The organism is Finegoldia magna ATCC 29328 (assembly GCF_000010185.1).
GTDB classification, from domain to species: domain Bacteria; phylum Bacillota; class Clostridia; order Tissierellales; family Peptoniphilaceae; genus Finegoldia; species Finegoldia magna_H.
Genome location: NC_010376.1, coordinates 948,744 through 971,753, shown reverse-complemented (window position 1 = coordinate 971,753; position 23,010 = coordinate 948,744). Strand labels below are relative to the sequence as shown.

The following is a 23,010-nucleotide window of genomic DNA, read 5'->3' as shown; positions in this document are numbered from 1 at the left end:
AAAGGTTAATTTTGGAAAAATCCAAAATTAACCTTTTTTTAATTTCTTTTATCATTTGACGAATCACGATCACGTTTACGATCTCGTTCTCTATTGTTTCTTTTATTGTCCTTATCGTTGTCTTTGTTGTCTTTTTCGTCTTTGTCTTTGCCGTCTTTATCCTTGTCATCCTTGTCTTCGTCTTCTTTATCCTCAGGTTTTAAAATATTGAAGATTGTTCTATCTGAATAACCAGGCATGCTGTATTTCCAGTCTTTAGGAATGATATTATTGTGTTCTGATGGTTTGTATGGAGGATCTCTTTTTATGAAAACTCCCCATCCTAATTCCCAAGGAGGAGTATTGTCAGTTGCCAATTTTCCATCCACAACATCAATTCGTTTAGATTCATATAAATCAGAAACTTCAGTAGGTTCTGTGCCTGCTTTGTAAATTTCTTCTTTTACAATTCCACGAGGATCTCTCCAACTATATTTGCTTGGTAATTTATTTGCCAAAGTATCAACTTTAACTCGTACAATTCCATCAGGCTCATCAAACTTAATCGGAATTTTATCTTCTAAAGTATATTTGTTGACTGCGCTCCAAATTTGTACAACTTTTTTCTGGCTGATTTGAGTCATCTTCAATTGCTGATTATCAAAACCTAACCAAGTACTTATTGTGTAGTAAGGACTCATTCCAACGAACCATACGTCTTGATAGTCGGTTGTCGTACCAGTTTTTCCACCGATATCGAATCCGTCTAACCTTGCGTATTTTGAGTAGTTGTAATCTGTAGAAGTTCTAAGAATATCTCTCATTATATATGCGATTTGAGGACTTACAACTTCATTTTGTTTTTGAGGATTATCTATTATAACTTTTCCTAAACTATCAGTAACTTTTGTAAATGAAATAGGCTCTCTGTATTGTCCACTGTTATTAATTGCATTATATGCTCCCGCCATTTCAACAGGTGTAAATCCTTTAGTTAATGAGCCGAGTGCCATTGCTGATGTGTTTTCATCGTTTTCTGAAGTATTTTCAGCTGCACTTATATAGTTATCAGCTTTAGGATTTTTTGCGTTAATCAATCCGAATTTTTCTAAATAAGTTTTCGATTTTTCAATTCCGATATCTTCCAAAACTTTTACGGCAGTAACGTTGATCGAGTTTTCAACTGCGTGTCTAAGTGAAACTAAACCTTCGTAACCTTCGTACCAGTTTTTTGGCCACAATTCGTGTTTCTCATTATAATGTGGTAAATCATCTAGGCCTGATGCAGGAGAGTATCCATTGTCCAATGCAGGAGTGTACACTCCCAAAGGTTTCATACTAGAACCAACTTGTCTAGGAATATCTGAGGCTCTGTTAGTAGTATCTTTGTTATCTGAATATCTTCCGCCAACTAATGCTTTGATTTGGCCAGTCGATTTATCAATGACAACACTTGATGATTGTGGTTGTTTGATTCCAACTTCATTTATTGTGTAGAAATCTTTAGCAAAAATCAAATTATCATTGTTATCATATTTTATTAAATTTGGATTATCTTTGATATATTGACTTGAAATTGTTATATTACCTTCACCATCTGTGTTAAGATTTTTCTTACCAATATTAATCGAAGATATTTTATGTGTTACTAAATTATTGCTGTCATTTACTGAATAATAATCTTTCAAATCTAAGTAATTTCCATATTGTTTTACTTTTATTGATTTTGAATAATTAAATGTTATAGACCCATCTGGGTTTTTAGTGTATTGTTTTGGAGAAATAAAGAATTCATCATTGTCGTTAATTATATTTTCCTTTCTAAAATAAATTACTTCATCTAATGCATTCGTAATATTTCTTCCGTCATCACTTGACCATTTTAACAAATTTGCTGATGAGCCATCGGATATAATATCATCGACTTTTTTGTCATACAATTTTTCCAAATTACTTTGCATATTCATGTCAACGCATGAATATATCTTTAAACCACCATTTATAAGTTTGCTTTTAGCTTCTTGTTGTGAGTATCCTTTTTCTATTAGTTTTGCAATGACTTGTTCGTAGATAATATCTGAATAGTAATTAGATAAGTTATCCACGTTTTTTATACCTGGTTTAATATTCGCTACTATATTTTCTTGAAGAGCTGTTTCGTATTCTTCCTTAGTTATTTTCTTATTTTCTAACATTTTTTTAAGAACGTAATCTCTTCTGTCGATAGTTTGTTGGTTGTAAACAGCTTTGTAAGTCTCACCGCTTAATGTAACTTCACCGACAATTTTTGATTGGTCTTTTACTTGACCTGGTTCAATAGCCTTGTATAGCGCTAGATTAGTAGGACTCTTTACGATTCCTGCTAGAGTAGCACATTCTGATAAAGTTAGTTCATTTATGTTTTTCTTGAAATAAATTTCAGAAGCTGCTTGAACTCCATAAGCATTTTGGCCCAAGAAAACAGTATTCATATACGTTTCCAAAAGTTTTTCTCTGCCTAAATAGTTTGTCAATTCCATTGCCAAGTAAGCTTCTTTGAATTTTCTATCAAATGATTTTTCATTAGTTAAGTACAAATTACGAGCCAATTGTTGTGCTAAAGTACTCGCTCCACGTTTCATAGAACCTGATCTTAAATTATCAAAAATAGCCGATGTAATACCAATAGGATCTACACCATTGTGTTTGTAAAATCTTTCATCTTCTACAGAGGTGAAAGCATCCATCATATATTTTGGTATTTTATCTAATTTAACAACCTCTCTGTATTCAGTGGTCTTGATTTTTTCGATTAAATTTCCATCCTGATCCAAAATTTCTGATGTTTGATTCATCATATTATTAATTTCTTCGGGGTTAACTTTAGGAGCTAACTGCATGGCGCGTACTCCGGCCACTCCGATTAGTCCACCAACAAATGCAAATATACAAATCAAACATAATATTAAAATTTTTATGGATTTCAATATTATATTTTTATCTTTATTCATAAATTCCTCCATAAAATGTATATAAACTATTATACCACAAAGTGTTGATTCAACATATATTCCAAGATTTACAATGCACATTTTACTTAAGTGAAGATTATTATATAATATAGATAAAGGAGCAACAATGAAAGAAAAAACAATTTTAGTTTATTTTGAATTTAAAAATAAAAAAATAAACGATGAAGATATAGGAGAAATGGAAAGTTTGATTGAATCATCTGGTGGTGAAGTCTGCGCTATCTCAGAAGTTCGAAAAAATTCCATCGATTCGAAATATTTTATTGGTAAAGGAAAATGTCTGGAGATAAAAGATGCTGCAGAAAAATTAGATGTAACTACTTTAATATTTAATGTAGAATTATCTGGCTCAAATATTAAAAATTTGGAAGATATTACTGGCCTTAAAATAGTTGATAAAACAAATTTGATTCTAGATATATTTGCGAGCAGAGCAAAAACAAAACAAAGTGTACTTCAAGTTGAACTGGCAGAGTACAAATACAGGCTTCCAAGATTGATTGGCTTCAGAGACCATTTATCTAGAACTGGTGGTGGAATTGGAACTAGAGGTCCAGGAGAAACAAAACTGGAAGTAGACAGAAGAACTATTCAAAAGAAAATAGACAACATAAAACGAGAATTAAAAAGTATCGACAAAAGTCAAGAAAACATGAGAAAACAAAGGCTGAAATCAGATATAAAAATGGTGAGTATGGTTGGATACACAAATGCTGGTAAATCTACATTATCTAATAAATTGGTGAATTTCTACAAAGATAAATATACCGAAGAATTTGAAACAGAAGATTTGCTTTTTAAAACTTTGGATACCACTTTAAGAAAATGTACATTACCGAATAAAAAGCAATGCCTCGTAATTGATACAGTAGGTTTCATTAAAGATATTCCTACAGATTTAATTGAAGCATTTAAGTCAACGCTACTGGATTTGAAACATTCTGATTTAATATTATTTGTATTAGATTCTTCTAGTTCTGATCTGGACAATCAAATAACTACAACTATGGACATATTAAAAGAACTAAAAGTATTAGACAAACCTATGGTTACTGTATTCAATAAATCCGACAAGAATCCTAATGTGATTTTTCCATATAATTTAGATAATAAAATAAAGATATCAGCTTTTAATGATAAAGATATAGAAAAGTTATTGTATAAAATTCAAGAAGAGTTATATGGCAATTATAAATGTGTTAATATGAAATTTGACTACAATCATCAGGATGTTTTGAATGCTGTTTTACAAAATTTCAAATGTGAAAATGTGTCTTATAATAATGATGATGTAAGTCTTGAGGTTGAAATCTCTGAATCAGAAATAGAAAAGTATAAGGAATTTATAATATGAAAAAATATAGAAGCGTTCACAAAAGCGTACCTTTTTCTTTTATTATCAATAAATCTGAATTTATTGGAAATTGTAAGTTTGTTGAAACAGAAGAAGAAGCACTGGAATTTGTGGATAGCATAAAATCAAAATACAGTGATGCAACTCACAATTGTTCAGCTTATGTTATTGGAGAAGATAAATTAACTCAAAGATTTGACGATGACGGAGAGCCTTCACAAACAGCAGGAATTCCAATTCTTGAAGTCATAAAAAAAGAAGATTTAACTAATGTTTGTGTTGTTGTTACAAGATACTATGGTGGCATTAAACTTGGAGCTGGTGGACTTATAAGAGCATACACAAAAGCATCTAGTGAGTGTTTGAATGAGTCGGTTATTGTAGACAAGAAAATATTTAGAAAATTTCAGATAGAATTTGATTACACAAATGTTGGAAGTATTGAAAATTTTTTGATGAATAATGATATTTACGTTGCTGATAAACAATACTCGGACAAAGTTGTATTCGATATTTTATTAGATGAAGATAAGTATGAAGAAGTTAAAGGCAAATTAATTGATTTGACAAGCGATAATATAAAGTTTACAATGATTGAATTTACTTATCAATCATCTTTAAATGATAAGTTAATATTTTAAAATGATTTAAATTGTGATAAAATTTGAAGGTGGATTAAAATGAATTACGCAAAATTATGTGAAGATCTAACAAAATGGATAAAAGAAGAAGTTGAATCTGCTAATCTAAAAGGAGCGGTTTTTGGAATTAGTGGTGGAATAGATAGTGCTGTGTTAGCTTGTTTGTGCAAAAAAGCTTTTGGAGATAACGCATTAGGTTTGATTATGCCAATAAAAAGTAATCCAAAAGACGAAGAAGATGCAAGAATATTAGCAAAATCAATTGGTTTGAGATTTACAAAAGTTGATCTTAATGAAAGTTACGATGCTTTGATTGGAACTTTTGAAAAAAATTCTGTGGAAATGGCTGCATCAAATATTAAGCCAAGACTTAGAATGATAACTTTGTACTATTACGCACAAAACAACGGATATATGGTGTTATCTGGATCAAATCGTTCTGAGTTTATGACTGGATATTTTACAAAATACGGAGATAGTGGAGCTGATCTTATGCCACTATTGAATTTGTACAAGACAGATATTTTCGAAATGGCGAAAGTTTTGGGCGTTCCAGATGTCATTATCAACAAAAAACCTAGTGCTGGTTTGTGGGAAGGTCAAACAGATGAAGATGAGTTTGGATTTACCTACGAAGAGTTGGATGATTATTTGATGAATAATTCAAACACGAAATCCAAAGATTTGATTGATAAAAAGATTAAACAAAGCGAACATAAAAGAAAATTTGCGAAATCATTTGAATTCGATAGAAGAAATTATTAAGGATGTGATTTTATGTCAGGACATAATAAATGGAGTAAAATAAAAAATAAAAAAGGCAGTGAAGACGCTAGAAGAGGCAAAATATTCACTAAGATGGCGAGAGCAATAACTGTTGCTGTTAGAGAAGGTGGAGCAGATCCAGAATACAACCCTAGTTTAAAATCTGTTATAGAAAAAGCTCGTGCAGAAAATATGCCTAACGATAACATAGACAGAGCAATTAAAAAAGCGAGTGGCGACGGAGATTCTGCAAACTATGAAAACATAGTCTACGAAGGATATGGTCCAGAAGGAGTTGCGGTTATAGTTGAATGCTTGACAGATAATAGAAACAGAACCGCTTCAGATGTTAGACATTATTTCGATAAATTCGGCGGAAATCTTGGACAAAACGGATCTGTATCATTTATGTTCCAAAGAAAAGGTCTGTTATTAATCGATGCAGATTCTTTGGATGAAGAAGAAGTAATGATGGACAGTTTAGATGCTGGTGCAGAAGATTTTGAAGCTGATGATGGAATTTTTGTAATCAACACAGCAATGGAAGATTTCGCACAAGTAAGAGATACTTTGTTAGATAAGGGATATAAATTCGTAAAATCTGATTTGGTTTATGAACCATCAAATTACGTTAAGATTAACGACGAATCAAATGTCGATAAGATGGAAAAGCTAATAGATAATCTTGAAGATAGTGATGATGTTCAACAAGTAAGTCATAATTGGGATAACGAATAAAAATGGACAGAGTAGCTTTTTCGATTTTTGGAATAGATATAATGTGGTATGGAATATTGATTACTTTAGGGGTGATTTTGGGCTATGTTGTAGCTGTAAAGTTAGCCAAGATGGAAAATATTTCAGAAAATACCATATTGGATATTTTAGTTTGGGCACTTCCTCTTGCAATTGTAGGAGCGAGGGCTTATTATGTGATATTCGAATGGGACTATTATTCCAAGAATTTAGGAGAAATCATAGACATTCGCGGTGGTGGATTAGCGATTTATGGGGGAATAATTGCCGCAGTTATTACTTGTTACGTTATTTGTAAAAAGAAAAATCTTAAATTTTTAAAAATGCTGGATATTTTTATGCCTGCGATTGCTTTGGGACAAGCAATTGGTAGATGGGGTAATTTTATTAACAAAGAAGCCTATGGTACTCCAACTAATCTTCCTTGGGCAATTACAATAGATGGTGTAAAAGTTCATCCTACATTCTTATATGAATCACTAGGAGATTTTCTAATATTTTTACTATTGGTGTATGTATTTAAGAATAGGAAGAAATTCAATGGTCAAATTACTAGTATGTACATGATTTTGTACGGAATATTGAGATTTTTCGTAGAAGGACTCAGAACAGACAGCTTGTACATTGGTGCATTAAGGGTGAGCCAATTAGTAAGTATCGCGATTATAATTGCAGGAGTAATCTTACAAATCAAATACAAAAAGCAAATTATTAAGTCAGATGAAAAATAAATCATCTGGCTTTTTAAACATTTTAAAGAGGTGATATATTTGTGTTCTAGATTTGAACTAAATATAAATGAACTTAATTTATTGAAAAGATACAATAAAAAACAAATCACAAAATTTAAACCAAAAGAAGAAGTCTTTCCGGGTCAACAAATTTTAACTTTGTGCGACGATTTTGATTACATGAGATGGGGAATTGATGTTGATTTTATGAAAAAATCTATAATAAATTCGAGGATAGAAAAGATTTATACTTCAAAGTTTTTTAAGGAAGATTTTGAATACAGAAGATGTTTGATTCCTGCGACAGCTTTTTTTGAGTGGAATCAAAAAAATAAAGATAAATATAGATTAACTGTTAAGAGTCAAAAAATATTTTCTATTGCAGGTATTTTCAGAGAATATAAAAGTCAAGAAACGAGAATTAGACACGTTAGTATGCTTACGACAGAAGCAAAAGGTTTAATGTCTGAAATTCACACTCGAATGCCAATTATATTGCCGCAATCTTTTGAACAAATATATTTGTCAGGAAAAAATCATGAAGAAATTCACGAGTTTATATTTAAAAATTACATTGATTTAGAATTGGAAAATTTATCAGATAGTCAATTAACATTTTTGTAATTTTATGATATAATTTATATGAATATTGAAAAGCGAAGAAGGATAAATAATATAACATATACAGAGAGTTAATGTGTGGTGAAAATTAACAAGTTATAACGGCAATCCGGAGCTAGTAATTCTAAGAGTGATGTTTATCATAATTAGGGTGGAACCGCGGAAATAACATTTCGTCCCTGAAGTTTTACTTCGGGGATTTTTTATTATTCAAAAAAATGGAGGGTTTTATGAAAAACGAAGAGAAAACTATGGAAAAAATAGTGAGCCTGTGTAAATCAAGAGGAATAATATTTCCTGGCAGTGAAATCTATGGAGGATTATCAAATACTTGGGACTATGGTTCTTTAGGAGTTGAAATAAAAAATAATATTAAAAGAGCTTGGTGGAAAAAATTTATACAACAAAGTCCTTATAATGTTGGTTTGGATGCAGCTATACTTATGAATCCTCAAACTTGGGTAGTTTCAGGTCATGTTGGTGGATTTTCCGACCCATTAATTGATTGTAAAGAATGTAAATCTAGATTTAGAGCAGATAAATTAATTGAAGATTATTACATGAACGAAAAAAATGAAGAAATTATTGGATTAGATGGAAAATCTGAGCAAGAATTGTTAGATATTATAGAAAAAGAAGACATTAAATGTCCTGAATGTGGTAAACACAATTTCACAGACATTAGAAAATTCAACTTGATGTTCAAAACTTTCCAAGGAGTTACTGAAGATAATAAATCAGAAATATATTTGAGACCAGAAACTGCACAAGGTATTTTTGTGAATTTTAAAAACGTTCAAAGAACATCTAGAAAAAAGGTTCCTTTTGGAATTGGCCAAATAGGTAAATCATTTAGAAACGAAATTACTCCAGGTAACTTTATTTTTAGAACAAGAGAATTTGAACAAATGGAATTAGAATTCTTCTGTAAACCTGGAACTGATTTAGAATGGTTTGATTACTGGAGAAACTTCTGTAAAGAATTTTTATTGAATTTAGGAATTAGAGAAGAAAATCTAAGATTAAGAGACCACTCTCAAGAAGAGTTATCATTCTATTCAAAAGCTACAACAGATTTTGAATATCTGTTCCCATTTGGATGGGGAGAATTGTGGGGAATTGCTGATAGAACAGATTACGATTTGTCTAAACACAGTGAAGGCTCTGGAGAAAAGTTGGAATATATGGATCCTACTACAAACGAAAAATATATTCCATATTGCATAGAACCATCTGTTGGTGTAGACAGAATGTTCTTATCTTTCTTGTGTGATGCTTATGATGAAGAACAGTTAGAAGACAATACAACAAGAACTGTTTTAAAAATCCATCCTGCTTTGGCAGCTTATAAAGTTGCAGTACTTCCATTAACTAAAAAGCTAAATGATAAAGCAATGGAAATTTATAATGAATTAGCTAAGAATTTCATGACTCATTTTGATGATGCTGGTTCAATTGGTAAGAGATACAGAAGAGAAGATGAAGCCGGAACACCATACTGTGTAACTATAGATTTTGATACATTAGAAGATAATACAGTTACTATCAGAGATAGAGACTCTATGGAGCAAAAGAGAATGACAGTTGAAGAAATTATTGAATTTGTAAATAAAGAAATGGAGTTTTAATTATATGACAGAAACATTGAATCCATTGGAAAATGCAAGATATCAAATAAAAAAGGCTTGTGAGATTTTAAAGTTAGACGATAGCGTTTATGAATTATTGAAAGATCCTTACAGAGTAATTGAAATTAATATTCCAGTAAAAATGGATGATGGATCAATGAAAGTATTCAAAGGTTATAGATCACAACACAATAATGCTATGGGTCCTACTAAAGGTGGATTGAGATTTAGAGAAGATGTTAATTTGGATGAAGTCAAAGCTTTGTCTATATGGATGACATTTAAATGTCAAGTAACAAATTTACCTTATGGTGGAGGAAAAGGTGGAATAATTGTTGATCCATCAAAGCTTTCTGAAGGCGAATTAGAAAGATTATCCAGAGGATTTGTAGATGGAATGTACAAATATTTAGGAGAAGATTTTGATATCCCAGCTCCCGATGTTAATACAAACGGAAAAATCATGAGCTGGATGGCTGATGAATACAACAAATTAACTGGTACTAATCAAATTGGAACTTTCACTGGAAAACCAATTGAATTTGGTGGATCATTGGGTAGAACTGAAGCTACAGGATTTTCAGTAGCTCTAAGCGCAAAAAAAGTTGTTTTAAATTTGGATAAAAAACTAGAAGAAACGACTGTTGCATTACAAGGATTAGGCAATGTTGGTATTTATACTTTAAAATATGTGCTTGAACATGGTATGAAAGTCAAATACATCATGGAATACAATAAGCAAAGAGGAGTATTTGCAATTCACAAGGAAGACGGATTCAACTTTGAAGAATGCTATGAAATCTCTCAAACACAAGATAAAGATTTTGCTAGCATTGAAGGATGCGAAGTAATTTCAAATGAGGAATTTTTCGCAGCTGATGTTGATGTTTTGATTCCTGCTGCTTTGGAAAATGCAATTACAACTGAAAATGTTAATTCAATTAAAGCGAAAATCATTGTAGAAGGTGCAAATGGACCTATAACAAAGGATGCAGATGAAATCTTAAATGAAAAAAATGTAGTTATTGTTCCTGATATTTTAGCAAACTCTGGTGGAGTAACAGTATCTTATTTCGAATGGGTACAAAACAAAGATGGATATTACTGGTCAGAAGAAGAAGTAAGAGACAAGGAATATCAATTGATTGACAAATCATTTGATGAAATTTGGGCTTTATCTAAAAAACTTAATATAACATTGAGACAAGCTGCTTATGTAAATTCAATCAAAAAGATTAGCAATACTATGAAAATACGCGGATGGTATTAATGCAAGCAAAAATAGAATTTGATGATGAATTAAAACTTACAAAAATCAAACAATCATCTTTTAACCCTACCCACATTTTTGAATGTGGGCAGGCTTTTAGATGGTACAAAGAAGACGATATGTCATATACAACAATTGACGGTGACATGTACTGCAATGTAAGTTTAGTTGGAGATTACGTATATATTAAAAACTGCACAGAAGAAGATTACTATAAAAAATGGGAAAATTATTTTGATTTAAAGACTAACTATACAAAGATAAAAGAAAAATTATCATTTAATGAAACTTTAAAAAACGCATTAGAATATGGTGATGGAATTAGAATTTTAAATCAGGATAAATTCTCAACTATAATTTCATTTATTATATCGGCGAACAATCAAATACCAAGAATTATGAAATCCGTAAATATAATTTGTGAAAATTACGGAAAATTTTTGGGCGATTTTAACGGTAGAAAATTATATTCTTTTCCTAAGCCTGAAGATTTGGCAAAAGTACCAGTACAAGAAATGAGAGAAGTGTGCAGAGTAGGATTTAGAGATAAAAGAATTGTGGACGTTTCAAAAATGGTTGCAAATAATGAGTTTGATATTTTGGAAATCGACAAATTATCAAATGAAGAATTGAGAAAAGAATTAATCAAGCTTCCTGGAGTTGGACCAAAAGTTGCTGATTGTATTATGCTTTTTTCATACAACAGACACAATACATTTCCTGTTGATGTATGGATCAAAAGAGTTATGGAGTATTTGTTCATTAAGGAAGAAACGAATAAGAATTTAATTGCAAAATATGCAGATGATTTATTTGGCGAATATGCAGGATATGCACAACAATATTTATTCTACTATGGAAGAGAAAATACAATTGGAAAATAACCATTAAAATCAAATAATAAAAAAAGACATAAAAGGATAAAAACTGAAATAAATACAGATATCTTTGCTTAAACACTGATAAATATGCTTGATAAAAACAAAAGTGTGGTTTATTATATAAGAGTATTAACACTCATCAAGTTAGAGTGCTAACAAAAGATTCTGAAGGAGGATATTATGAATTTAAAACCTATTGGTGATAGATTAGTATTAAAAAAACAAGAAAAAGAAGAAGAAAAAACATTCTCTGGAATAGTTCTCCCTTCTTCAGCCAAAGAAGCTCCTGTTTATGCAGAAGTATTAGCTATTGGTTCTGAAGTAGAAGAAGATGAAAAAATGAAAGGCAACATTAAAGTTGGAGATAAAGTTATATACTCAAAATATGCTGGAACAGAAATAAAACTAGAAGATACAGATTATATTCTAGTAAAATATGAAGATATTCTAGCAGTTGTAGAATAGGAGGATAAATTTTATGGCAAAACAAATTAAATTTTCAGATGATGCTCGTAAAAGCATGGTAGAAGGTATTAATAAATTATCAGATACAGTTAAAGTAACATTGGGACCAAAAGGTCGCAATGTAGTTTTAGATAAAGAATACGGCGCACCATTGATTACAAATGATGGTGTTTCAATTGCAAGAGAAATTGAACTTGAAGATGAATACGAAAACATGGGTGCACAATTAGTAAAAGAAGTTGCGACAAAAACAAATGACGTAGCAGGTGATGGTACAACTACTGCAACACTTTTAGCTCAAGCTATTATTAGAGAAGGATTGAAAAACTTAGCAGCTGGTGCTAATCCTATAGTTTTGCAAAAAGGTATAAAAAAAGCTGTTGAGAAGTCTGTAGAAGCTATCAAAGCTAGAAGTCACAGCGTTACTACAAAAGAAGAAATTGCTAATGTTGGTAGCGTATCAGCTGCAGATGAAACTATTGGTAAACTAATTGCAGAGGCTATGGAAAAAGTTGGAAACAATGGTGTAATTACTGTTGAGGAATCAAAATCTATGGGAACTACATTAAATGTTGTAGAAGGTATGGAATTCGATAGAGGATATGTTTCTCCTTACATGGTTTCTGATTCAGACAAAATGGTTGCAGCAATGGAAGATCCATTCATTTTAGTTACTGACAGAAAAATTACAAATATTCAAGATATATTGCCATTATTAGAACAAGTTGTTCAACAAGGTAAGCCATTATTTATAATCGCTGAAGATGTTGAAGGTGAAGCACTAGCAACATTAGTTTTAAATAAAATCAGAGGAACTTTCAATTGTGTAGCTGTAAAGGCACCAGGATTCGGAGATAGAAGAAAAGAAATGCTTGAAGATATTTGCATTTTAACTGGAGCACAATTAATTACAGAAGATTTGGGAATCGAATTAAAAGATGCATCATTTGATATGCTTGGAAGAGCAAGAAAAGTTAATGTATCAAAAGATAAAACAACAATTGTTGATGGTAACGGCGACCAATCAAAAATTGAAGAAAGAATTAACCAAATCCAAAACAGAATTCCTGAAACTGATTCTGAATACGATAGAGAAAAACTACAAGAAAGATTAGCAAAATTATCTGGTGGAGTTGCAGTAATTGAAGTCGGAGCAGCTACAGAAACAGAATTAAAAGAAAGAAAATTGAGAATAGAAGACGCTCTTGCAGCTACAAGAGCAGCAGTTGAAGAAGGAATTGTAGCTGGTGGTGGAACAATTCTATTAGATATTATTGAAGAAGTTGAAAAACTTGTCGATGACGTTGAGGGTGATGAAAAAACAGGTGTTAAAATAATTTTAAAAGCATTAGAAGAACCTGTAAAACAAATCGCAATTAATGCTGGAATCGACGGCTCAGTAATAGTAGAAAATGTAAAAAATAAAGATAAGGGAATAGGATTTGATGCATACAAAGGCGAATATGTAGATATGTTAAAAGCCGGAATTGTAGATCCAACAAAAGTAACATTATCAGCACTACAAAATGCAGCATCGGTTGCAAGTCTATTATTAACAACAGAAGCAGCAGTTGTAACAATAAAAAAAGACGAGCCAGCTATGCCTCAACCAGGTCCAGGCGCTTATATGTAATAAATCAAAGATGAGGATGTATATTCCTCATCTTTTTTTATGAAAAAAATTAAAGATGTTAGTTGAAAATGAATATCGGGTATATATTAATTAAGTTGGTGAGAAAATGAATAATTACGATTTAATAAACGAAGTGCTTGGTAAAACAAGTGAAGAAATAAAAAAAATGACTCCAATTAATATTCTTTTGGTAGGAAAAACCGGAGTTGGTAAATCAACACTAATTAATGGAATGTTTAGAGATAATTTAGCAGAAACTGGAATAGGGAAGCCTGTCACTAAATATTTACAAAAAATTACAAAAGAAAATATTCCTATTAATTTATATGACACCCAAGGGCTTGAACTTAATGCACAAAATCAAAGAGAAGTACTCGCTGAAATTACAACTCTTTTAAATGACTTAGAACATAATGGAGCAAAAGATAAAATTCATTTAATATATTATTGTATCAACTCGAATGGAGCTAGGATAGAAGATTCTGAAATAGCTTTGATTAATTCTTTAAAACAATTTGCACCAGTAATCATAGTATTGACACAATCATTAGGCGAAAATTCTGAAAAGTTAAAAGAATATATCGAAAATCTCGATTTAAATGTAGCTGATATTATAGAAATACTTGCGAAACCATACCGAATTAATGATATGGTTGTTGAAGAAAAAGGATTAAAAGAGCTGATGACTAAAAGCTTTGATCTTTTGGATGAGGAAATTAAAAATTCTTTTATTAATGCCCAACATGTTGACATTGACTTAAAAGTTAAAACGGCAAGACGTTGGGCAAAAAGATATATAAAAACAGCTTTTGGTATTGGATTTGTTCCTATACCATTTTCGGATGCATCATTATTAGTGCCTATGCAAATTGGAATGATAGCTCACATTAACTCTATATTTGGAATATCTATGGATAAGCAAAGAGTAGCTTCAATTATTGCGGCGATAGGAGGAACTGGAGGAGCGACTTTTGCAGGAAGATTTATAGTTACCAATGCATTAAAATTTATTCCGGGAATAGGAAGCATTGCCGGGGGATTGATTTCCGCTGCAACAGCATCAATAATGACAACTGCATTGGCTATGAGTTATATTGAAGTTTTGAATTATATTGCAAAAAGAGAAAAGCTAGGAATAAATATGGATTTTTCTGAAATTGAAAAATTAATGCAAAAAACTTATACAGAATATTTGAAGAATAGGAAGAAAAAAGAAGATGAATGATTTAACAAAAAAAGATTTTATTGAAAAGTACAAAGATGGGAATTATGATTTTGCAGTTCAAAATACTTGTAGAGCTGTAGAATATGCAAAACTTGAAGATTGCTTTAATGTAGCCGAAAGGAACAGGGAGCCATCGGATATTATAATTTATGAAGATGATGATATGATTGATTATTTTCATTATGATGGGCTAAAATATCAAGATTAAAAAACACAAGTGTGGTATAATATTTTTAACAGAGTAGGGTTGATGCGTTTAGTGTAATGGGATAGGGAGTTGCCCATTAACGAAATCATTGCGATATCAATGCCGCTTCCGCTGATAATATGAATTAGTGGGAGCATTATCTTTTAAATATAGGATAATGCTTTTTTTGTGGAGCACTCTCGAGTGCTCTTATATTTTTTATAAGAAAGGGATTTAAATGGATAAAGAAAAAATAGAACAAGCAGTATCGATGATAATAGAAGCAATTGGTGAGGATCCAAACAGAGAAGGGTTGTTGGAAACACCTCAAAGAGTTGCCAGAATGTATGAAGAAATTTTCAGTGGGTTAAACCAAGATGCAAAAACACATTTGTCAAAATCATTTGAAATAGTTGATGACAATATGGTAATTGAAAAGGATATTCCTTTTTATTCGATGTGTGAACATCATTTACTACCATTTTGGGGGAAAGTTAATATTGCATACATTCCTAACAAAAGAGTTGCAGGTTTGTCAAAATTAGCTAGAACAGTTGATGTGTATTCAAAAAAACCACAATTACAGGAAAGATTGAATATTGAAATAGCTGATGCTTTAATGGAATATTTAAACTGCAAAGGATGTTTAGTAACTATAGAAGCAGAGCACATGTGCATGAATATGAGAGGAGTAAAAAAACCTGGAACTTCTACAATGACTTCAGTAGCAAGAGGAGCTTTTGAAGAAGATTTGGATTTAAAGAATGAAGCATATAGATTAATGGGATTATAATGAAAAACACAGATATAGTCCTTAATCACAAAATATTTAACGAAAAAATAAATAAAATTGAAAATGATGAGAAAACTCGTGTGTTTTGTAAACACGACTTTTCTCATCTTATGGATGTTGCTAGAATCTGCTATATTATTAATTTAGAAGAAAATTTGAATATCGACAAAGATTTAATATATGTTACAGCGCTTCTACATGATTTGGGAAGAGCTGATGAAGTGGATACAGGTATTAATCACAGCATATTATCTCAAGAAATTGCACAAGAAATTTTGAAAGATTTAGATTTTGACGATATCTCTAAACAAAGAATAATAAATGCAATTAAAAATCATAGAACTAAAGAAAAAAACGACGATAGATTTATAGAAATTTTTTACAAAGCAGACAAGCTGTCTAGGATGTGTTTTAGATGTCCTGCTAGAAGTATTTGCAATTGGTCAGAAGAGAAGAAAAATAAAACGGTTATTTATTGAGAGGATACAAAATGTTAATTAGAAACAAAGAGTTTGATTTTAAAAACGACGCGTATATCATGGGAATTTTGAATGTCACACCAGATTCTTTTTCAGATGGAGGGAAATGGAATGATGTAGATAGAGCTGTTAAACACGTTGAGGAAATGATAAAAGATGGAGCTAGCATAATAGATATTGGTGCCGAATCAACAAGACCTGGTTACACTCCATTATCAACAGAAGAAGAACTTGAAAGAGTTATTCCTATTATCAGAAAAATAAGAGAAAATTTCGATGTTCCAATTTCCTTGGACACTTATAAAGCTGATACTTTAAGAGAAGTTGTTAAAGAAGGTGCTGATATTTTAAATGATATATGGGGATTGAAATCTGATTCTAAAATGGCACAAACTGCTAAAGAACTAGATATACCAGTAATATTAATGCACAATAAAGACAACAATCATTATAATGATTTAATGAAAGACTTGAATAGAGAAACATTAGAGTCAGTAGAATTGGCAAAAAAAGCAGGAATTAGAGAAGATTTAATCATATTGGATCCAGGAGTAGGCTTTGCACTAGATTATGAAAAAGATTTATCGGTTGTGAATAGGATTAAAGAATTTGTCGATTTGGGATATCCAGTTTTACTAGGTACAAGTAGAAAAAGATTTATAGGAAAAGCTATGGGAATTGATGTAGCAACTGATAGGGATTTTGGAACAGCAATAACTACAGCCATTGGAGTAATGAATGGTTGCTCGATATTTAGAGTTCATAATGTAAAACAAAACTTTGACGCAATGAGAATGGCTTTGGCTATAAAAAGAGAAGGAAAGTAATGGATTATCTTTTAGTTAAAGATTTAGAAATATACGCTAATCATGGAGTGTTTCAATCTGAAAAAGAATTGGGCCAAAAATTTTTGGTGACATTAAGAATGGGATACAATATGAAAAAAGGCGCAACATCAAATAATTTGGAAGATTCTATACATTATGGAATTTTGAGCAAAGAAGTTTATGATTATTTTCGATCGGAATCTATAGATTTAATTGAAACTGTAGCTTATAAATTAGTTGAGTTTATATTTGAAAAATATAAAATTGTACAAGAACTTTCTGTAGAAATAAAAAAACCATGGGCTCCTATCAATTTGCCACTGGATACAGTTAAAGTGACAATTAATAGGAAAAAAAGAAGATATTTCTTAGGGATTGGATCTAATATTGGAAACAAACAAGAATATGTTGACTCAGCTATTGATAGATTGAAAAGCATAAAAAGTATTGAACTGAAAAGAGTGTCTGAAATGTATATTACAAAAGCTTGGGGAAAAACTGATCAGGAAGATTTTCTAAATTGTGCTGTCGAAATAGAATCATATGAAGAACCTGAAGATTTGCTTAATATAACTCAAAAAATCGAACAAGATCTAGGAAGAGAAAGACACGAAAAATGGGGACCAAGAACTATAGATATCGACATTTTATTTTGTGATGGAGAAATAATATATACTGATGATTTGAAAATTCCTCATCCTTATGTTCAAGATAGAAAATTTGTGTTGGAACCTTTGAATGATTTTGCTGAATTTTTTATACATCCTGTTTTTCACAAAACCTTGAAGCAATTGTTAGAAGAATTAGAAAGCAAATAGAAAATTTTTTAAAAACAACGATTTTTAAGTCGTTGTTTTTTATTTAAAAATACAATAAATGAAAACTTGAAATTATCACTTGAATCAAATAAGATAAAATGATGATGAGTAAGTTTCAATTAAAATTTTTCTTTGAATTTTAATAGACTTTATATTATAATATCATAGTAATTTTTTAATTAGGGGGAAATATGATTTTATTTATAGTCGGTATATTAATTTTATTTGTCGGCGGTTATTTTTATGGAAAATACTGCGAAAAAGTATTCCAACCAGACGATAGAATAACACCTGCTATATCAATGGCTGATGGTGTAGACTTTGTCGAAATGAAAAAATGGAAGAATCAACTCATTGAGCTTCTAAATATCGCAGGAACTGGACCTATTTTAGGACCGATTCAAGGTATTTTATTTGGGCCTATAGCTTTTATAACTATTCCAATAGGATGTGTTTTAGCGGGAGCAACTCACGATTATTTCATAGGAATGATGTCTATGAGAAATGAAGGTGCTCAAGTTCCCAAAATGATAAGAAAGTATATGGGGAAAACTACTAATAAAGTTTATAATATTGTTATTTGGATATTAATGCTTTTAGTTGGTGTAGTATTTATTTATACTCCAGGAGATTTAATTGTTAATGACATTCTACATATGGATGTCGATGGTGGAATAATTTGGGTTGTATATGGAATTATTTTGATTTATTATCTATTAGCTACACTTTTTCCGATTGATAAGATAATAGGAAGAGTTTATCCTATTTTTGGTGCTATTTTAATAGTCAGTGCTATTGGTGTATTAGGCGGCGTTTTCCTAGATGGCGGAGCTAATTTGCACAATATTACTGAAGGGGTTTTATTAAGTAAGCATCCTTTGGGTCAAAGTTTTATTCCGGTATTTTTTATCACAGTTGCTTGTGGAATTCTTTCTGGATTTCACGGATCACAAATTACACTTATTTCTAGAACTGTAAAAAATGAACATGAAGGAAGATCAACATTCTACAATATGATGATTGCAGAAGGACTTATAGCTATGTGTTGGGCTTCAGGTGCTATGGTACTTTTCAATAGAGGTACAGCACTGGATACTAACGCTACTTTAATGGTTGGTATAATTTCTAAAACTTTTATGGGCAAAATTGGTGGCTTGTTTGCAATTATAGGAGTAATTGTATTACCAATTACAAGTGGAGATACTGCATTTAGATCGCTTCGTTTAATGATAGGTGAACAATTCAATATAAGTCAAAAATCCGTTAAAAATAGAATTTTGTTAAGCTTACTCATTTATGTTTTTGCTATCGCGATTCTTTATTTTGCCAAGACAAATGGAAATGGATTTAACTTATTATGGAGATACTTCGGTTTTACTAATCAATTGGTAGCTGTATTTGCTTTAATGTTGATTACAGTATATTTATATATCAATAAGAAAAATTACTTTATAACAATGATACCAGGAATGTTTTATGCATTTATAGTTTCAAGTTATATTGCGCATGCTGATTTGGGATTATCACTTGATAAGAGATTAGGAATGGATGGATACTTAGCAAGTTATATTGTAGGTTTCATATTCGTAGTTTTATTTACAGTATTTGTTATTAAAAAAGGTAAAATTGGACAAACTAAATCAGAATTAATAGGATAATTTTAAAAATCAAGCAGCTAAGTCTGCTTGATTTTTTGATATTCAAATTAATTTCAGAATTATTGAAATTAAAATATCTTTTTGATATAATTATATTAATAACAATGAATGGAGTGATAATATGGCAAGGGCAAGAGTATCATTAGCTGTTGTTAAGAGACTTCCAAAATACTATAGGTATTTAGGAATGATCGAGCAAAAGGGAATAATAAGAGTATCAAGTCAAGAATTGAGTAGCATAACAGGATTAACTGCTTCTCAAATCAGACAAGATTTAAACCATTTTGGTGGTTTTGGTCAACAAGGATACGGATACAATGTCGAAGAATTAAAATCAGAAATAGAAAAAATTATGGGAATTAACAAGTCTTATCGAGCAATAATTTTAGGTTGCGGAAATATAGGTAAAGCCATAATGAATTACAAAGGGTTTAAATCTTCAGGATTTAATATTGTTGATGTATTTGATCACGGTAAGAAAGTGGGATCTAAAATTTCAGATTACGAAATAAGAGATATCGATAAACTTGAAGAGTATCTTAAAGAGGAAAAACCGGAAATCGCTGTTATTGCCCTACCAACAGAAATAGCTCAAGAAATTTGCGATAAGCTAGTAGAAGGTGGAATAAAAGGAGTTTGGAATTTTGCATCATTAGATTTAAAATTACCAAAAAATGTTGTATTGGAAAATGTACATCTCGATGAAAGTTTGTATACACTGACATACTACATGAACAATTTAGCAGATTATCCAGGTACTAAAAATTAATTAAATTCGGCGTTTTAAAGCGCCGTTTTTTTATTGTAACTAATGTTACTACATTTTTAGTGTTTTTATATTATAATTATAATGTAAGAGGAGTGATAGTATGGATAGTATATTAGTTTTAGAAAAAGAACACGAAAATATAAGTAAAATAATTGATTTAATGAAAGAAAAGTCTATTGAGTTTATTAACAGCAAAAATATAAATGTTGAATTTGTAAAATCATTGATATTTATTTTGAAAGAATATGCGGATAAATTTCACCATAGAAAAGAAGAAGAAATACTTTTCAAAAAAATGCAAGAAGATTTGGGAAGAATCGGCCAAGTTATGATTTTAAACGGTATGCTAGTTGAACACGAGATAGCTAGGGGACTAATTTTTGATTTGGGACAAAGTATTAAAGCTTATGAAAATGATAAATCTGATGAAAATTTTGTTGAAGTTATTGGAAATTTGATGGGCTATAGAAGACATTTACAAAAGCATATCGAAAAAGAAAACACAGTTATATATCCTTATGGAAAGAAGAATTTATCTAAAGAAAGATTAAAAGAAGTTGAAGACGAAACTATAAAATTTTTAGAGGAAAATAAAGAACTACACGATGATTTAATGAAGAAAATAGAAGAATTATTTAATATGTAAGCTAAAAGAGGAATTAGTTATTAATTCCTTTTTTATTTATAGAAAATGTAATAATATTGTAACAAATAGATGCATTTCATTTATGTTATAATCTTATGTGGAAGGTGTTTTATGAAGATATTAATAACTACAGATACATACAGACCAACTATAAATGGAGTGGTAACTTCTATTGAATCATTAAAAAAAGCTTTAAATAGATTGGGACATGATGTTAGAATTTTAACCTTTTCAGATAGTTTTAATTCTAAAAAAGAAGAAGACATTTATTATATGGGTTCTTTAGGAGCTGGGAAATTTTATCCTGATGCTAGAATGAATAAATTATTTTATAATAGATTTTATGAAGATATAATGGAGTGGAAACCAGATATTGTCCATTCACAGACAGAATTTACTATGTTTATTCAAGCGAGAAGAATAGCTAAAGACCTTGATATTCCACTTTTGCATACTTACCACACTGTTTACGAAGATTATACACATTATTTCTCTTTAAATAAGAAAATTGGTAAAGAACTTGCCAAACAGTTCACAAAACAGATTATTAGATTTACTGACGGTGTAATAGTTCCGACTAAGAAAATATATAATTTATTGAAAGACTATAATATTCACGAAGAAATATATGTAGTTCCAACGGGTATTAATGTTCAAAAATTATCTGAGTGCGATGATTTTGATATAAGAAGTGGTTATAAGATTCCAAAAGATAAGCATATAATTCTATTTCTAGGCAGAATTGGTAAAGAAAAAAATATAACTGAAATTCTTAATTATCTTGAAAACATTGAAAGAGATGATATAGTATTTATTATTGCGGGCGCTGGACCATTTTTAACAGAGTTAAAAGAGATTGGGCTGAACTCTAAGATAAAAAACAGATTAATATTTACGGGAATGATTGATTCATCAAAAGTAGGAAACTTTTATTCCCAAGCAGATGTATTCGTGTCAGCCTCAACATCGGAAACACAAGGTTTGACTTTTATTGAGGCGATGGCTTGTTCAACGCCAATTATCTGCAGACACGATGATTGCCTGGAAGGTGTGTTAATTGACGGCAAAACAGGATTTGGTTACGATACTGAAGAAGAGTTTATAGAGTATTTGAATAGAATTTTGGGTAATGAAGAGTTAAGATGCGAAATGGGACGAAACTGTAAGCGATTAGTAGATGAAAATTATACTGAAGATTCTTTCGCTAATAAGATAGAAAAGATATATAAAAAGGTAATTGAAGAATATGCAAAATCTATTCAATAGGATAATCGAATCTGACAATAGAAAATTTCAAATTATTATTCATGTTTTAAATGTTATAGGAATACTTATAAGTATTGGTGTTATGATCTACGCATGGAGAACAGGAATATTAAAAGATATCGATAAATTTCAGGACTTTATGAACAGGTTTGGAAAATCTGCTGCTTTGATATTTATTTTGTTTCAAATTATGCAAGTAATTATACCAATTATTCCCGGCGGAATCACCTGCTTGGGTGGAGTAATATTATTTGGACCATGGATGGGATTTGTATACAATTACGTTAGTATTTGTATAGGATCAATCATCGTGTTTTTTATTGGTAGAAAATACGGTACTCCTTTGATTATAGCAATTTTTGGAGAAAAAGCTTATAACAAATACATAAAAATTCTTACAAAAAAGAATAGATTTGATAATGTATTTGCAGCATTAATATTTTTTCCGATAGCACCAGATGATATGCTATGCTACATAGCAGGAACAACAAAAATAAAATTTAAAAAATATTTCTGGATAATTATATTAGGAAAGCCTATGTCAATAGCGCTTTATTCACTGGGACTGGAAGTATTATTCAAGAAACTGATATTAAGGATTTAAATA

The 23,010-nt window shown here is 30.6% G+C and carries 23 protein-coding genes and 1 riboswitch; of the genes, 22 read left to right on the top strand and 1 reads right to left on the bottom strand.

Going from position 1 to position 23,010, the window contains the following annotated elements; genetic code table 11:
* Window positions 1-38 precede the first annotated feature (38 nt).
* Window positions 39-2,969 carry a transglycosylase domain-containing protein gene (locus tag FMG_RS04795; protein WP_041250600.1) on the bottom strand — a complete coding sequence of 977 codons (2,931 nt, stop codon included), beginning with the start codon at window positions 2,967-2,969 and terminating at the stop codon, window positions 39-41.
* 127 nt (window positions 2,970-3,096) lie between these two features.
* Here FMG_RS04795 and hflX point away from each other — a divergent pair, with 127 nt between their 5' ends.
* The 22 genes from hflX to FMG_RS04685 all read left to right on the top strand — a co-directional run bounded on the left by hflX (window position 3,097) and on the right by FMG_RS04685 (window position 23,007).
* A complete protein-coding gene (gene hflX / locus FMG_RS04790) occupies window positions 3,097-4,344 on the top strand; it encodes a GTPase HflX (protein WP_012290696.1) in 1,248 nt (415 codons plus the stop codon).
* Complete coding sequence (locus FMG_RS04785) at window positions 4,341-4,985, top strand: YigZ family protein (protein ID WP_002839087.1); 645 nt, start codon at window positions 4,341-4,343, stop codon at window positions 4,983-4,985. Before hflX ends, FMG_RS04785 begins: the two co-directional genes overlap by 4 nt.
* A 39-nt stretch (window positions 4,986-5,024) precedes the next feature.
* Window positions 5,025-5,750, top strand: a complete 726-nt coding sequence (gene nadE, locus FMG_RS04780) for an NAD(+) synthase (RefSeq protein WP_012290695.1) — start codon at window positions 5,025-5,027, stop codon at window positions 5,748-5,750.
* A 12-nt stretch (window positions 5,751-5,762) separates the two neighbouring features.
* A complete protein-coding gene (locus FMG_RS04775) occupies window positions 5,763-6,488 on the top strand; it encodes a YebC/PmpR family DNA-binding transcriptional regulator (protein ID WP_012290694.1) in 726 nt (241 codons plus the stop codon).
* A gap of 2 nt (window positions 6,489-6,490) precedes the next feature.
* Window positions 6,491-7,237: a prolipoprotein diacylglyceryl transferase gene (gene lgt / locus FMG_RS04770; protein ID WP_012290693.1), complete on the top strand. Its 747-nt coding sequence runs from the start codon at window positions 6,491-6,493 to the stop codon at window positions 7,235-7,237.
* Window positions 7,238-7,267: 30 nt separating this feature from the next.
* Window positions 7,268-7,861: an SOS response-associated peptidase gene (locus FMG_RS04765; RefSeq protein ID WP_227930515.1), complete on the top strand. Its 594-nt coding sequence runs from the start codon at window positions 7,268-7,270 to the stop codon at window positions 7,859-7,861.
* A gap of 227 nt (window positions 7,862-8,088) precedes the next feature.
* Entirely contained in the window at window positions 8,089-9,486 is a 1,398-nt protein-coding gene (locus FMG_RS04760) for a glycine--tRNA ligase (RefSeq protein WP_012290691.1), read from the top strand.
* 4 nt (window positions 9,487-9,490) lie between these two features.
* The gene (locus FMG_RS04755; protein WP_012290690.1) at window positions 9,491-10,756 is read left to right on the top strand and encodes a Glu/Leu/Phe/Val family dehydrogenase; all 1,266 of its coding nucleotides are present in this window, start codon (window positions 9,491-9,493) and stop codon (window positions 10,754-10,756) included.
* Window positions 10,756-11,640, top strand: coding sequence for a DNA-3-methyladenine glycosylase family protein (locus FMG_RS04750; RefSeq protein ID WP_012290689.1), 885 nt, complete (start codon window positions 10,756-10,758; stop codon window positions 11,638-11,640). Before FMG_RS04755 ends, FMG_RS04750 begins: the two co-directional genes overlap by 1 nt.
* Before the next feature lie 177 nt (window positions 11,641-11,817).
* Window positions 11,818-12,102 carry a co-chaperone GroES gene (locus FMG_RS04745; RefSeq protein ID WP_002839153.1) on the top strand — a complete coding sequence of 95 codons (285 nt, stop codon included), beginning with the start codon at window positions 11,818-11,820 and terminating at the stop codon, window positions 12,100-12,102.
* Window positions 12,103-12,115: 13 nt separating this feature from the next.
* A complete protein-coding gene (gene groL / locus FMG_RS04740) occupies window positions 12,116-13,735 on the top strand; it encodes a chaperonin GroEL (RefSeq protein ID WP_012290688.1) in 1,620 nt (539 codons plus the stop codon).
* A 106-nt stretch (window positions 13,736-13,841) separates the two neighbouring features.
* A complete protein-coding gene (locus FMG_RS04735) occupies window positions 13,842-14,960 on the top strand; it encodes a YcjF family protein (protein WP_012290687.1) in 1,119 nt (372 codons plus the stop codon).
* Window positions 14,953-15,168 carry a hypothetical protein gene (locus FMG_RS04730; protein ID WP_002837906.1) on the top strand — a complete coding sequence of 72 codons (216 nt, stop codon included), beginning with the start codon at window positions 14,953-14,955 and terminating at the stop codon, window positions 15,166-15,168. The genes FMG_RS04735 and FMG_RS04730 overlap by 8 nt, the downstream gene beginning before the upstream one ends.
* Before the next feature lie 27 nt (window positions 15,169-15,195).
* A riboswitch (THF riboswitch) is annotated at window positions 15,196-15,284 on the top strand.
* Window positions 15,285-15,385: 101 nt separating this feature from the next.
* Complete coding sequence (folE, locus tag FMG_RS04725) at window positions 15,386-15,940, top strand: GTP cyclohydrolase I FolE (protein WP_002839074.1); 555 nt, start codon at window positions 15,386-15,388, stop codon at window positions 15,938-15,940.
* Complete coding sequence (locus FMG_RS04720; protein WP_002841825.1) at window positions 15,940-16,419, top strand: HD domain-containing protein; 480 nt, start codon at window positions 15,940-15,942, stop codon at window positions 16,417-16,419. Before folE ends, FMG_RS04720 begins: the two co-directional genes overlap by 1 nt.
* 11 nt (window positions 16,420-16,430) lie before the next feature.
* Entirely contained in the window at window positions 16,431-17,246 is an 816-nt protein-coding gene (folP, locus tag FMG_RS04715; protein ID WP_012290686.1) for a dihydropteroate synthase, read from the top strand.
* Window positions 17,246-18,064: a 2-amino-4-hydroxy-6-hydroxymethyldihydropteridine diphosphokinase gene (gene folK, locus FMG_RS04710; protein WP_012290685.1), complete on the top strand. Its 819-nt coding sequence runs from the start codon at window positions 17,246-17,248 to the stop codon at window positions 18,062-18,064. Before folP ends, folK begins: the two co-directional genes overlap by 1 nt.
* 191 nt (window positions 18,065-18,255) lie before the next feature.
* Window positions 18,256-19,722, top strand: coding sequence for a carbon starvation CstA family protein (locus tag FMG_RS04705; RefSeq protein WP_002839029.1), 1,467 nt, complete (start codon window positions 18,256-18,258; stop codon window positions 19,720-19,722).
* 121 nt (window positions 19,723-19,843) lie between these two features.
* Window positions 19,844-20,491 carry a redox-sensing transcriptional repressor Rex gene (locus tag FMG_RS04700; protein ID WP_002839060.1) on the top strand — a complete coding sequence of 216 codons (648 nt, stop codon included), beginning with the start codon at window positions 19,844-19,846 and terminating at the stop codon, window positions 20,489-20,491.
* Between the two features lie 100 nt (window positions 20,492-20,591).
* Complete coding sequence (locus FMG_RS04695) at window positions 20,592-21,137, top strand: hemerythrin domain-containing protein (RefSeq protein ID WP_012290684.1); 546 nt, start codon at window positions 20,592-20,594, stop codon at window positions 21,135-21,137.
* A 111-nt stretch (window positions 21,138-21,248) separates the two neighbouring features.
* Window positions 21,249-22,403 (top strand): glycosyltransferase family 4 protein, encoded by a 1,155-nt coding sequence (locus tag FMG_RS04690; protein ID WP_012290683.1) that lies wholly within the window; start codon window positions 21,249-21,251, stop codon window positions 22,401-22,403.
* Window positions 22,384-23,007 carry a TVP38/TMEM64 family protein gene (locus tag FMG_RS04685; RefSeq protein ID WP_002839116.1) on the top strand — a complete coding sequence of 208 codons (624 nt, stop codon included), beginning with the start codon at window positions 22,384-22,386 and terminating at the stop codon, window positions 23,005-23,007. Before FMG_RS04690 ends, FMG_RS04685 begins: the two co-directional genes overlap by 20 nt.
* Window positions 23,008-23,010: the final 3 nt, after the last annotated feature.

Coding starts and splice junctions, on each gene's coding strand:
- FMG_RS04795 (WP_041250600.1), bottom strand. CDS start 2,969: ATGAATAAAGATAAAAATATAATATTGAAATCCATAAAAATTTTAATA.
- hflX (WP_012290696.1), top strand. CDS start 3,097: ATGAAAGAAAAAACAATTTTAGTTTATTTTGAATTTAAAAATAAAAAA.
- FMG_RS04785 (WP_002839087.1), top strand. CDS start 4,341: ATGAAAAAATATAGAAGCGTTCACAAAAGCGTACCTTTTTCTTTTATT.
- nadE (WP_012290695.1), top strand. CDS start 5,025: ATGAATTACGCAAAATTATGTGAAGATCTAACAAAATGGATAAAAGAA.
- FMG_RS04775 (WP_012290694.1), top strand. CDS start 5,763: ATGTCAGGACATAATAAATGGAGTAAAATAAAAAATAAAAAAGGCAGT.
- lgt (WP_012290693.1), top strand. CDS start 6,491: ATGGACAGAGTAGCTTTTTCGATTTTTGGAATAGATATAATGTGGTAT.
- FMG_RS04760 (WP_012290691.1), top strand. CDS start 8,089: ATGAAAAACGAAGAGAAAACTATGGAAAAAATAGTGAGCCTGTGTAAA.
- FMG_RS04755 (WP_012290690.1), top strand. CDS start 9,491: ATGACAGAAACATTGAATCCATTGGAAAATGCAAGATATCAAATAAAA.
- FMG_RS04750 (WP_012290689.1), top strand. CDS start 10,756: ATGCAAGCAAAAATAGAATTTGATGATGAATTAAAACTTACAAAAATC.
- FMG_RS04745 (WP_002839153.1), top strand. CDS start 11,818: ATGAATTTAAAACCTATTGGTGATAGATTAGTATTAAAAAAACAAGAA.
- groL (WP_012290688.1), top strand. CDS start 12,116: ATGGCAAAACAAATTAAATTTTCAGATGATGCTCGTAAAAGCATGGTA.
- FMG_RS04735 (WP_012290687.1), top strand. CDS start 13,842: ATGAATAATTACGATTTAATAAACGAAGTGCTTGGTAAAACAAGTGAA.
- FMG_RS04730 (WP_002837906.1), top strand. CDS start 14,953: ATGAATGATTTAACAAAAAAAGATTTTATTGAAAAGTACAAAGATGGG.
- folE (WP_002839074.1), top strand. CDS start 15,386: ATGGATAAAGAAAAAATAGAACAAGCAGTATCGATGATAATAGAAGCA.
- FMG_RS04720 (WP_002841825.1), top strand. CDS start 15,940: ATGAAAAACACAGATATAGTCCTTAATCACAAAATATTTAACGAAAAA.
- folP (WP_012290686.1), top strand. CDS start 16,431: ATGTTAATTAGAAACAAAGAGTTTGATTTTAAAAACGACGCGTATATC.
- folK (WP_012290685.1), top strand. CDS start 17,246: ATGGATTATCTTTTAGTTAAAGATTTAGAAATATACGCTAATCATGGA.
- FMG_RS04705 (WP_002839029.1), top strand. CDS start 18,256: ATGATTTTATTTATAGTCGGTATATTAATTTTATTTGTCGGCGGTTAT.
- FMG_RS04700 (WP_002839060.1), top strand. CDS start 19,844: ATGGCAAGGGCAAGAGTATCATTAGCTGTTGTTAAGAGACTTCCAAAA.
- FMG_RS04695 (WP_012290684.1), top strand. CDS start 20,592: ATGGATAGTATATTAGTTTTAGAAAAAGAACACGAAAATATAAGTAAA.
- FMG_RS04690 (WP_012290683.1), top strand. CDS start 21,249: ATGAAGATATTAATAACTACAGATACATACAGACCAACTATAAATGGA.
- FMG_RS04685 (WP_002839116.1), top strand. CDS start 22,384: ATGCAAAATCTATTCAATAGGATAATCGAATCTGACAATAGAAAATTT.